The organism is Micromonospora sp. 050-3 (assembly GCF_046549335.1).
GTDB classification, from domain to species: domain Bacteria; phylum Actinomycetota; class Actinomycetes; order Mycobacteriales; family Micromonosporaceae; genus Micromonospora; species Micromonospora trifolii.
This window is the reverse complement of record NZ_JAJPVX010000002.1, coordinates 2,309,221-2,320,736: the sequence shown is the minus strand read 5'-3', so window position 1 is coordinate 2,320,736 and position 11,516 is coordinate 2,309,221. Positions and strand designations below refer to the sequence as shown.

Below are 11,516 nucleotides of genomic sequence, written 5' to 3'. Positions count from 1 at the left end.
TCGGCCCCCGAGCAAGAAGGACCACAATGACCGACACGAAGACACCGACCAGGGCGCGGGTGGGCCCGCTGCTACGTCGGGCGGCCGAGGTCGAGGCCGCGACGTGGCGCAGCCTGTACGTGTGGGCGCGGCGTCGTCCACTGCCGCTGGAGCCCGGCGACGAGCCGTTCGGCTACCTCGGCGTGGTCAAGCCGATCCTGGGCATCTTCATCGGCCTGTCGGTCGTGGAGATCCCGATCTTCGACGTGGTGGTCACCCACGTGGTGCCGTGGCGGCCCGCCCGCTGGATCGTGCTGGGCCTCGGCATCTGGGGTCTGCTCTGGATGATCGGCCTGTTCGCCAGCATGACGATCCACCCCCACGTCGTGGGCGACCGGGGCCTGCGGGTGCGGCTCAGCTGGGGCATCGACATCTGGATCCCGTGGACGGACGTCGAGGCGCTGCGCAAGCGCTACCGTTCGCTGCCGTCGAGCAAATCGGTGCAGGTCGAGCAGGAGGGCGACCGGCGGATGGTGTCCATCTCGGTCGGCAGCCAGACCAGCATCGACGTCCTGCTGCGCCGGCCGCTGACCTTCGACCTGCCGGAGACCGGGTCCACGCCGGTCAACGAGCTGCGACTGTACGCCGACGACCCGGACGGCCTGCTGCGCAGCGCGCGGGGCACTCCGGTGAGCCAGACCGTCAGCCGGTGACCGCCGCGCTGGCGGAGTCTCCGGGCCACCCACTGTGAAACGATCGAGGCCATGCCCAAGAAGGTCGATCACCAGGAGCGACGCACCCTCATCGCGGACGCGCTGATGCGGGTCGCCGCGGATCAGGGCCTGGAGGCCGTCAGCCTCCGACACGTGGCCGCCGAGGCCGCCGTGTCGGCCGGGATGGTCCAGCACTACTTCCGGACCAAGGACGAGATGATGGCGTTCGCGTTGAGCGTGGTGCGTGAGCGCAGCCAACGCCGGGTCACCGAGGCGGTGGCACGACTGGGCGAGACCCCGTCGCCTCGGCTCCTGCTGCGCACGATGCTCGCCGCGCTGCTGCCGCTCGACGGAGGCACCCGGGACAACGGGCGGGTGGCACTCGCGTTCCTCGCCTACACGGCGGTGCGGCCGTCGACCGCGCCCAGCCTGCACGAGGACACCGCGCAGTTCACCGGGTTCATCGCCAGCGTCCTGCCCGACCGGCACGGCACCGCCGCCGCGGCCGGCCTGCTGGCGCTGATGGAGGGGCTCGGTGTCTACCTGCTGGGCGGGCAGTACACCGCCGAGCAGGCGCTGGGCGCGCTGGACGCCCAGCTGGACCTGCTCTTCGGCTCGTCGGCGGCGGCCTGAGCGGTCGCTGTCGTACCGAGCCCTCAGCAGCGCGGCACGTTCGGGATGTACCCGTCGTAGCCGGTCAGCACGTAGGCGTCGGAGACGTAGCGGTTGGTGCCGATCCGGTTCCAGACGGCGGTCGTCCCGTACGGGCCGGTGACCGTGCTGCCGGCGGCCTGACAGTAGACGGCGACGGTTGCGCCGTCGGAGACGGAGCCGACGACCGGATAACTGGCACCGGGGCCGGAGCGCACGTTGAGGCTGGACGCCTCCGTGTTCACCGTGCCGGAGCCGATGCCGGTGATCCCGTTCACCAACTGCAGGTAGTAGGTCCAGTTCCAGTTCGGGCCCGGGTCGGTGTGGGTGGCACCGGGCACCTCACGGTGGGCGATGATGTGCGCCCGATCCCTGGGTATGCCGTACTTCGTAGCGAGGCTGCGGGTGAGCGCGGCCGAGGCGCGGTACATCGCGTCGGTGAACCAGGCGGGATTATCGACGTACCCCTCGTGCTCGATGCCGATCGACTCGGTGTTGTAGGTCCAGTTGCCGGCGTGCCAGGCGATGTCCTTCTCCCGCACCGACTGGGTGACGGCCCCGTCGGAGGAGCGGAAGGTGTAGTGCGCGCTGGCCTGGGCGGCCGGGTTCTGGAACCAGCTGACAGCGCCGGCGTACGAGCCCTGCGTCAGGTGGATGACGATGCGGGTGACCGGGTGGCTACCTGGGCGGCTGGCCACCGTGTAGTTACTCGTGCTGGCCGGCGCCCACGCAGCCGGCCCGTAGTCGGTGCTGAGGGTGCCGATCCCGCCGAGCACGGCGGCCCGCTCCAGGGCGCCCCGCCGGGGCGCGACCGGCCGCCCGGCCACCGCCTCGCCACGCCCGGTGAACCCGGCACGCAGCAGGTCGTAGACGGTGTCCGCATAGAGCCGCGCGACCGACGCCTCGCTGGCGCCGCCGTACCGGGCGACCGGTCCGTACCAACCGTCCACGTCGTCGCGCGTCGCGGCGGTGAGGCCCGCCTGATCGGCGTACGAGCGCAGCACGGCCGCCGCCCCGAGTACGTTCGCCGTGGGTTCGGTCCGCAGCGCGGCCGGACTGAGCCGGGTGAGCGCGGCAGCCTCGTCCAGGGTGCGCACACCGGGGTTGCTGGCGAGGTGCATCAGCCCATGACCGCCCGCCGCGCTCGGTGTGCCGCCGTGCATGTCCAGCCGCGACTCGGCGTACCCCAGCGCTATCAGCAGGTCGCGCGGAACGTCGTACCGCGCGGCGGCGGTGTCGAACGCGACGGCCAGCGGGGCGGCCGGCGCTGGCCTCCCACCGGGTTCGGCGATGGCCGGTGACGCGACCGCGACGGCTCCCGTCAGGGCGGTGGCCAGGGCGAGCAGTTTCCGGCCTCGGTGGAAGCTACGAACGGACATGAGCACTCCTTGCGGTGACTGAGGTTGGCGGCCGGTGAGCCGCCAACCTCGGCGGTCGAACTCGTCAGCACCAGCCGTTGATCGGACCGTTCACACCGGTCGACAGGTAGGCGTCGGAAACCCAACTGCCGTCGCTCAACCGGTTCCAGAGCGCCGTGGTGCCGTACCGCCCGGTGTGGGAGGTGCCGTTGGCGGAGCAGGAAATGGTGACGGTGGCACCGTCTGCCACCGAGCCGAGCGAGCCGTAGCCGGTCCCCGGTCCGGCACGTCGGGTGAGCACTCCGCCGCCGTTCGCGTCGACCACCCCTTGGTTGAAGCCAAGCGCGCCGTAGTTGTAAAGGCCCGCGCCGGCACCGGCCCAGGCCGACCCGTGCCGCGCCCCGCCCTGGTAGGCGGCGGCGCCGTTGGCCAGCACCCACTTGCCGATGTCGTGTCCGGCGATCGGCACGTAGGCGCTGTTCTGGCGGAGCCCGAAGTGGACGTGCCGGCCGTAGGCGGCGCCGCCACAGGTGACGTCGGTGCCGGTGTTACCCAGGACGGCACCCTGACCGACGCTGACGCCGTTGACGGAGATGCTGTTCCAGAGGTGGTAGTAGTCGGTCGAGTAGCCCCGGTCGTGAATGACGCGGATCCACCCCTGGCACATCGTGTACGCCGCTCCGGCCCGGGCGGCGCGGACCACCTGGTCGCCGCCGGCCAGGTCGACCGAGCTGTACGGCGACTCGGTTCCGCCCCAGCCGTGCGGGCCACTGGTGAGCGTCCACGTCTGGCCCACACCGAACGGCAGGGCCATTCCGGTCCGGTAGTCGCCGCCCGCGTACATCGGGGTCGGGGTGGTGGTGAGCACGCTCCTCTCCTGACCCGTCATCAGGGGCGACTCGGCGGCCAGCGCACCGAAGGCGGCCTCGCCGTCGAAGGCGATCCGCCACCCGGCGGGCTCGGACCGAGCGATGAAGATCGACCCGGTCGGGTGAGCGTCCTCCTGTCGGGGGGCGAGAACGACGGCGGTGCCAAATGCCCACCTGCCGCTGGTGCGGCTGACGGTGATCCGGGTGTCCGGTCGCACGTCGGCCGTGGACAGCTCGGCGGAGCCGAGCAGCTTGGCGGTCACCGCGGCGGTGAGCGCGGGGGTGACCGCCGAGGCAGCGGCGCTGGGCGCCGCCCCGATCAGGCTCGTGACCATCAACAGGGCCGCGGCTGCGCGGCCGGCCAATCGTCGACCGTGTTTCATCGTGCCCTCGCTTTCGATGGGGGTCCAGGCCGGAGCGATGGAGCGCCCGCGGCCGCTGAGGGGTGGGGTACTGGCAGGGTTGACCAGCGGTTATCGCACATCAACGGAGATGAGCGTCGATATTGATGCCGATTGTTGTGTAGTAAAACGTCGAAGTCAACGCACAAACCGAAGGTTTTCTACATCGTCCGATTTCGCGCATCGACCACCGGGCAGGGTGATGGACCGACGAGGATGAACTGATGAGCCGTGCCCTTCGGTCCCGGCCGGTGCTGGTCGAGGAGGCACACCGGGCCACCACCTTCGAGATCTTCTTCGACCTGGTCCTGGTGTTCGCACTGACGCGGCTCATCGATTTCATGGCGGAATCGCTAGGGCCGCTCACCCTCTACCAGGGGCTGCTGCTCCTGCTCTGGTTCTGGTACGCGTGGAGCTGCTACGCCTGGCTGGCCAATCAGGTCCGCGCGGACAACGCCCCCGTGCTGGCCGGGATGCTCGCGGCGATGGCCGCCATCTTCGTGGGCGCGCTGGTGATCCCGGAGGCGTGGCGACGCCACGACGGCGCGTTGAGCCCGCCGCTCACCCTGGCCATCGCCTACATCGTGGTCCGTGGGCTGCACCTCGGCCTCATGACCTACGCCTCGTCCGGCAACCCGCAGTACCGCCGGCAGACCCTGCGCTTCGCCGTCTCCACCACACTCGCCTGGGTCCCGCTCCTGGTGGGAGCCGTCCTCGGCGGGACCGCGCAGACCGTGCTGTGGACCGTGGCGTTCCTCGTGGACTACGGCGGCGGCCGGATCGCCACCGCCGCCAGCTTCGGGGAGGTCCGCAGCGGGGCCCACTTCGCCGAACGCCACGGCCTGGTGCTGATCATCGTGCTCGGTGAGTCCCTGCTGTCGGCCGGAGCCGGCGTGGGCCGGGCCATGATCGTCTGGCCGGTGCTGGTGGCCGCCGTGTTCGGCTTCGCCGCGACCGTGTGCCTGTGGTGGCTCTACTTCGTGGGCGTCGCCCCTGCCGCCGCGAAGGTGCTGACCTCGGCCTCGCCGCGCACCCGACGCCGTCAACAGCTGGCGTCGGACGCGTACACGCTGGCGCATCTGCCGCTGGTCGCCGGGTTGTCTACTTCGCCCTGGGCATCCACCTGATCCTCGCGAGCCTGACGGACCAGCCTCGGCACCCCGCCGGGGAGCCGATGGGATGGCCGGCGACGACAGTGCTCTACGGCGGCGCCGCGCTCTACCTCATCGGCCGTCTGCTGTTCCTCCGGCTGACCGTCGGCGGCTCGTCGGGTCAGCTCGTCGCGATCGGCGTCGTCCTCCTGCTGCTGCCGGTTGCCCGGATCCTGCCCGCGCTGGCCGCCCTCGGCCTGCTGGCGGCCTTCCTCACCGCCCTGGTCCTGTACGAGCGGCTACCCCGCACCGAGTGACCACGTCGTACCGCCGACAGATCGACGGGATTGTGCGACTCCCGCTCGCCGTGGCAGTCTGCGCGTCATCGGTGCCGGTGAGGGGCGGTGGCACATGTTGAGCATGGACGGGGTCTCGGTCGGCTACGGCGACGCGCCGGCCGTCCTCACTGACATCTCGGTGACGGTCCGACCGGGTCGGGTCCTGGCGTTGACCGGGTCGTCGGGCGCCGGCAAGACCACCCTGCTCAACGCGATGGCGGGCTTGTTGCGGCCATGGGACGGCTCAGTGACTGTCGACGGGCAGCCGCTGCGCGACCGTGATCACGCGGTCGAGCACCGCATCGTCCTCATCCCGCAGGAGAACGGCCTCGCTCCCATCCTCACCGCGGCCGAGAACCTTCAAGTGGCGCTCGTGGCCGGTGGCGTGACACCACCGGAGGCCCTCCGGCAGACCGCCGCGATGCTGGATCTGCTGGGCCTTGCCGGCCAGGCCGACCAGCTCGTCGAGGAGTTGTCCGGTGGCCAACAACAGCGTACGGCCGTCGCCCGCGGCCTGGCCCTGCGTGGGGGTGTGCTGCTGGCCGACGAGGTGACGAGCGAACTGGACGCGGGCAACCGGCAGCGGGTTCTGGATCTGTTGCACGACGAGGCGCGGCGGGGCGCGGCCGTCGTGTTCGCCACCCACGACCCGGAGGTGGCCGCCGCCTGCGAAGCAGAGCTGCACCTCGTCGAGGGGCGGGCGGAGATCCTCCGCGACTGAGGACGCCGGTAACCGGCAGGTCTCGGTCCGGTCGCACGGGGCGGCGGGCCGGCGGACGGCTCGATAGCCTCGGCGTCAATGCTGACCGTCATCTGGGGTGCGATCGCGGCCCGCCGGGCACAGGCGTTGGCGGTGCTCCTGCTCGCGGTGCTCGCCAGTGCCGCCGCAGCGGCCGCGCCGAGTTATGGTGCCGCCGCCGGCCAGGCCCTGGCCCGCTACGAGGTTTCCAGGGCGACGCCGAACGAGCTTCGGCTGCGGCTCGCCGATCCCGTCGAATATCCGGGGGTGCCCGGGGACCCCGCACGGACGCCGTTCGCCGACACGGTCAAGAAACTGACGCCGGCCGGCTTCGAGGTCGTCCTGGGTGCCCAGAGTGGTGGCGTCGCCGCCGGTCGGGCCGGGACAGTGACCTCGAGTCTGGTCTTCCGGGCGGGGGTCTGCGAGCGGGTCACAGTGGCCGGCGCCTGCCCCCGGGCCACCTCAAGGGGGCAACTCCCCGAGGTCATGGTCGGCACGCACACCGCCGCGCGTCTCGGTGTCGCCGTCGGCGACCAGTTCACGTTCGGCGCGGTGCCGGTGCGGGTGGCCGGCATCTACCAGCCGCTGGAGGCGACCGATCCGTTCTGGCTGGGTGCGGAATACATTCGGCCGGCCGCAGCGGGCCCGACCAGCACGTCGGCCGTGGGCAGCGCGGAGGACGCCATCTTCACCGCCGAGGCCGCGCCCCTGACCGACGACCAGGCCATCCTGTATCGGTCGACGGCCGACCTCTACGTCACCGAGCGCCTGTTCGACACCCGGTCCGTGGCGGACCTGCGGGCCGCGGTCACGGTGGTGACGCGCGACGGGAGCCGCGAGGGCCTCGGGGGCGGCACCAGCCTGTCCAGCCTGCTCGACCGGGTGGCCCTGCAACGTGGGCAGTTGGCCGACGGCGTGACGCTGGGAGCCGGGCTGCTCGTCCTGCTCTGCTGGCTGGTCCTCTTCGTCGCGGTCAGCTCAGCGGCGGACCAGCGACGGCCGGAGCAGGGCCTGCTCCTGCTCCGTGGGGTGCAGCGCCGACGGCTGTGGGCGCTGGCGATCGGCGAGTACGCCGTACCCGTGTTGATCGCGATCCCCCTCGGCTGCCTGCTCGGCGTCGCCGCCACCACGCTGCTCGCCGCGCACACCCTCCCGGCCCGGACCGACGTCACGGTGGACGCCACAGTGATCGGCTTCGCCGCCGTCGGCGCGGCCGGCGCGCTCGCCGCGGTGCTGCTGGCCCAGGCTCGAATGTTGTCCGCGTCGGTCGTCGATCTGCTGCGTCGGGTGCCGGCACGGATCCGCGGGTGGCGGGCGACCATCGGTGACCTCGTCGCGGTGTCCGTCGCCGCGGCGGCCGTGGTGCAGGTGCGCTCCGGCGGACCGCCCAGCGGGCTGGCCCTGGTGGCACCGGTCGTCGGGGCGCTCGCCGCGGGTGTGCTGCTGGCGCGGGTCGCGATGATCATCGGCGGGGCGGCGGGCGCGGCGCTACTGGCGCGCGGCCGGACGGCCGCCGGTCTCGCCCTGCTGCAGGTGGCTCGGCAACCACGCTTCCGACTCCTGATCGCGCTGCTCACCGTGGTCGTCGCGATGCTCTCCTTCACCGCCGCGACGAGCGAGGTGGCGTCGGCCGCCTACAGCGACCGGGCAGTCGTCGAGGTCGGCGCGCCGCGCGTGGTCCAGGTCGACGCGACGTCCCGTTCGCACCTGTTGTCGGCCGTGCGGGCCGCTGATCCAGAGGGTCGCTTCGCGATGGCCGCCGTGGTGACGACCGCGTCCTCCGAGGCCGGCACACCGCTGCTCGCGGTGGACTCCGACCGCCTGGCGACGGTGGCGACGCCGCATCCGTCCTACGGCATGTCCCTGGCGGACGTCGCGCAGAAGATCCGCCCACCCGCACCGGGTGAGCCGCTGTACGTCCGGGGGCGACTGCTCACCATGGTCCTCTCCGCCAAATTCGACGCCCAGGCCTTCGCCGGGAATCTGGTCCGCCTCGCGGTCACGGTCGCCAGCGCCAACGGCACCCGAGTGGTCCTCTCCCGCAAGGACATCGAGCCCGTCCGCGAGGCCTACCCCCTTGAGGTGCCCGAGTGCGCGCAGGGATGCCGAGTGATCAAGGTCGAAATCGTTGCTCCGGTGGTCTCCCGGGACCTGGAGGTCCGCTTCGAGGAGTTGCGCAACAGCGACGAGGACGGCGGACGCGAGACGGTGGTGCTGACCGGCGCACAGTTCGCCGACCTGCAGCGGTGGCGGCTGTCCGACCCGGACGACACGTTCCTCGACACCGCGAGCGGAATGGACCCGGCGTTGGTCCTCACAGTGACGGAAAACCGGCGTGCGACGCCGGCCGGCATCGCTGTTGTCGACGCGCCGTTCCCACTCCCCGGCTACCTGACCCGATCGGTCGGGACGCCGCTCGGTGGAGCGCACCCGTACGACGGCGTCGACGGAACACCGACCATGGCGACGGTCAGTGGCGTGGCCGGCCGTCTGCCGCGGCTCGGTGGGTCGGGCCTGGTCGTCGACCTGGAGTACGCGGATCGCCTCGCCGTCGCCAGCCAGAGCGGCAACGAGGAGGTCTGGTTGACGCGGTCAGCTCCCGTCGACGTCCTCGATCGGCTTCGCGCCCAGGGTCTGGTCGTCCAGTCCGAGCGGACGACCGCCGGCGTACGACAGGATTTCGATCGGCAGGGTGCGGCGTTGGCCCTGCGCTTCAACCTGTTCGCCGCCCTGGGCGGTGTGCTGATCGGGGCGGCCGGCCTGATCGCGATGGCGGCGGCCGAGCAGCGTGCCCGGGTGGCCATGTTGGTGGCGCTGCGTCGGCAGGGGCTGCCGCCACGCGCCGTCCGGGGCGGCTACGGGTGGCCGGTCGCGGTCGCCGCCGTGTCGGGCGGCCTCGCGACCCTGGTGATCTGGCTGCTCACCCGGGGCGGGCAGCGCCTGTTCAGCGACGGCCGCTCGCCGGTCCCGTTGCCCGACTGGCCAGACGTCGGCCGTCTGCTGATGTTCATCGTGCCCACCATCGCGCTGTTCGCCCTCACGGCGGTCGTGCTCGGTCGGGTCGTCGCCGCCTCGGTACGCCGCCGGAGCAGCCGATGACCACCGCGCCGCAGGACGAGGCGGTGGCCTCCGCGCCGCGCGGCGGGCCGACGACCAGCTCTGCCGGGGGCGTGGCCGTCACCTGCCATCGGCTGATCCACATCTACTCCACCGGCACCGGCGACGTCGTCGCGCTCTCCGGCGTGGACCTGCACATCTCGCCGGGCGAGATGCTGGCGCTGGTGGGGCCGTCCGGCTCGGGAAAGTCCACGTTGGTGGCGATCCTCGGCGGGCTCCTGCAACCGTCCGCCGGCCGCGTGCACGTGGGCGACCACGAGCTGTCCCGGCTCTCGTCCAAGGGCCTGGCGGCCCTCCGTGGAGCCACCGTCGGCACCGTGCTCCAGGGCGCCGAACGCAATCTGCTGCCGTACGTGTCGCTGTCACGCAACATCTGGTTGGCCCAGCGACCCGCGGCGCGCCTCGCCGGGCGGCGGCTCGACCCACCGGAGGCGATCCTGGACCTCGTCGGTCTCGCCGGCGCGGGCGCGCGGCGGGTGGGCGACCTGACCCCGGGGCAGCGTCAGCGGGCCGCTCTGGCGCAGGGGCTCGCGGCCGGGCCCGGGCTGCTCCTGGTCGACGAGCCGACCAGCCAGCTCGACGCGTCCGGTCGGGACGAGGTGCTCACGGCGCTGGCCACCGTCAACGCCCAGCGGGGCACCACTGTGGTCGTGGTAACCCACGACGGTGAGGTCGGTGCCCGGCTGGGCCGCGCCGTCACCATCCGGGACGGCCGGGTCGGGGCCGAGGGGCGTGACGGCCGGGACTTCGCCGTGGTGGCCGGCGATGGCACGATCCAGTTGCCGCCCGAGACGGTGGCGACCTTCCCGGCCGGCACGCTCTTCGAGGTCGACCACACCGATCAGTCGATCACTCTGCGCGCGGTGGCCACCCCGTCGTCCGGTGACGGGGACGACGGGGTGGCACGGGCCAGCGGCGAGCCGGGCCACGACCGGCTCAGTGGGTCGTGACGCCCGCCCGCGCCTTCAGTCGGCGCAGCTCGTCGGCGGACAACAGCCAGGTGGAGTTCGTCGTACCCAGGCCGAGGAGCACCTGGTCGAAGGTGTTGCCGTCGTTGTCGTCGGTGTAGCAGACGCTCACCTCGCCCCAGGGCGACGCGGCGACAGCGAAGTGCTCCTGGCGACCCGTCGTGGTCTGGCTCAGCGTCTGGGCCGCGAGCCGACCGGTGGACGTGCCGTCCGGGTTGAGGCCCCGCGCCCAGACGTCCGGGTTGGCGCCGGACACCGTCCAGCCCACCACCACGTTGTCCTGGTCGTCGATGCCGACCCCCGGGGCGACGGCACCGGTTCCGGTGGAGACCGGAACCTCGTCGTGCCGGGCCGTGCCCGCAGCGGCGAACGATCGAGCCCAGACACCCCGGGTGCCGAGATGGTCGGATTCCCACCCGACGGTGAAGTCACCGGCGAAGTTCGCCGCCACCGAGGCCCGCTGCTGCTGGCCGCCGTTCTGCGCGTTGGCCGTCCGCCGCGACAGCGCCACGGCACCGTTGGACCGGGCCAGCCGGGTCAGCCCGATGTTGTACGAGCCGTTCGCGTCGGCGTCCTCGTCCCAGACCACCAGCGCCTCGCCGGAGGCGGACACCGCCACGTCGGGGCGGTGGTGCGTGCCCGTCGTCTGCGAGGCCGTCACCTCGTACGCCTTGGTGGTGGCGGCGGTGAAGCCGGCGGCCTTGACAGTGGCGGGAGCGGTGCCCTGCACGTCCTCCCAGACCACAGTGAAGCCGACAGCTGTGGGGTTGGTGGGCGCGCCGTCCGGGTCGACCGAGACCTTCGGCCAGATCTGCTGCCCGGCGTCGCTGGCGTTGGCCTGCCCCGAGCCGAGCACCGCGCCGGTGGGCGACACCACCCGGTACTGGATGTTATAGACGCCATTGCCGTCGCCGTCGGCGGCCCAGACCACCACGGCGTTGCCCCGGTCGTCGAGCCCCACGTCGGGGCTGAGGTGCCGCCAGGCGGCTCCGCTGGTTCCCCCGGTGGAGAGCTTCAGCTCGTACGCGGGTGTGCCGTCGCGGAACAGCCGCAGGTAGATCTCGCTGTGGGTGTCGTCCTCCGGGGCGGTGCTGTCCCGGTCGTCCTCCCAGACCACGGCGACGTGGCCGTTGCGGTTCATGGCGATGGAGGGCAGGTCCTGGTCGCCGGTGGCGACGCTGTTCGCGGTGGTCCAGGTGACCGCCTCGGCGGTCATCGCGGTCGGGCCGAGAAGCACGTTCGGGACCAGCAGGGACGCGGTGAGCAGTGCGGTTGTCACGGTCATGGTGGCT

At 72.1% G+C, this 11,516-nt stretch carries 8 protein-coding genes and 1 pseudogene; 6 read left to right on the top strand and 3 right to left on the bottom strand.

What is annotated here, in order from left to right; genetic code table 11:
- Window positions 1–26: 26 nt before the first annotated feature.
- Together ACLJOK_RS25735 and ACLJOK_RS25730 are read left to right on the top strand one after the other, a co-directional pair.
- Window positions 27–692, top strand: coding sequence for a hypothetical protein (locus ACLJOK_RS25735; protein ID WP_410821152.1), 666 nt, complete (start codon window positions 27–29; stop codon window positions 690–692).
- Window positions 693–743: 51 nt separating this feature from the next.
- Entirely contained in the window at window positions 744–1,325 is a 582-nt protein-coding gene (locus tag ACLJOK_RS25730) for a TetR/AcrR family transcriptional regulator (RefSeq protein WP_410821151.1), read from the top strand.
- 23 nt (window positions 1,326–1,348) lie between these two features.
- On the opposite strand, the gene ACLJOK_RS25725 is transcribed toward ACLJOK_RS25730, so the two are convergent.
- Window positions 1,349–2,722, bottom strand: a complete 1,374-nt coding sequence (locus ACLJOK_RS25725; protein WP_410821150.1) for an N-acetylmuramoyl-L-alanine amidase — start codon at window positions 2,720–2,722, stop codon at window positions 1,349–1,351.
- 64 nt (window positions 2,723–2,786) lie between these two features.
- The gene (locus tag ACLJOK_RS25720; RefSeq protein WP_410821149.1) at window positions 2,787–3,935 is read right to left on the bottom strand and encodes a peptidase M23; all 1,149 of its coding nucleotides are present in this window, start codon (window positions 3,933–3,935) and stop codon (window positions 2,787–2,789) included.
- 260 nt (window positions 3,936–4,195) lie between these two features.
- On the opposite strand from ACLJOK_RS25720, the pseudogene ACLJOK_RS25715 reads away from it, so the two are divergent.
- From ACLJOK_RS25715 to ACLJOK_RS25700, 4 genes and pseudogenes are all read left to right on the top strand, one after another.
- Window positions 4,196–5,379 (top strand): annotated as a pseudogene (locus tag ACLJOK_RS25715) (low temperature requirement protein A).
- Between the two features lie 94 nt (window positions 5,380–5,473).
- Window positions 5,474–6,121 (top strand): ABC transporter ATP-binding protein, encoded by a 648-nt coding sequence (locus ACLJOK_RS25710; protein ID WP_410821148.1) that lies wholly within the window; start codon window positions 5,474–5,476, stop codon window positions 6,119–6,121.
- A 78-nt stretch (window positions 6,122–6,199) separates the two neighbouring features.
- The gene (locus ACLJOK_RS25705; RefSeq protein WP_410821147.1) at window positions 6,200–9,238 is read left to right on the top strand and encodes an ABC transporter permease; all 3,039 of its coding nucleotides are present in this window, start codon (window positions 6,200–6,202) and stop codon (window positions 9,236–9,238) included.
- Window positions 9,235–10,206, top strand: a complete 972-nt coding sequence (locus ACLJOK_RS25700; protein WP_410821146.1) for an ABC transporter ATP-binding protein — start codon at window positions 9,235–9,237, stop codon at window positions 10,204–10,206. Before ACLJOK_RS25705 ends, ACLJOK_RS25700 begins: the two co-directional genes overlap by 4 nt.
- Here ACLJOK_RS25700 and ACLJOK_RS25695 read toward each other — a convergent pair.
- Window positions 10,193–11,509: a hypothetical protein gene (locus ACLJOK_RS25695; RefSeq protein ID WP_410821145.1), complete on the bottom strand. Its 1,317-nt coding sequence runs from the start codon at window positions 11,507–11,509 to the stop codon at window positions 10,193–10,195. The genes ACLJOK_RS25700 and ACLJOK_RS25695 overlap by 14 nt on opposite strands.
- Window positions 11,510–11,516: the final 7 nt, after the last annotated feature.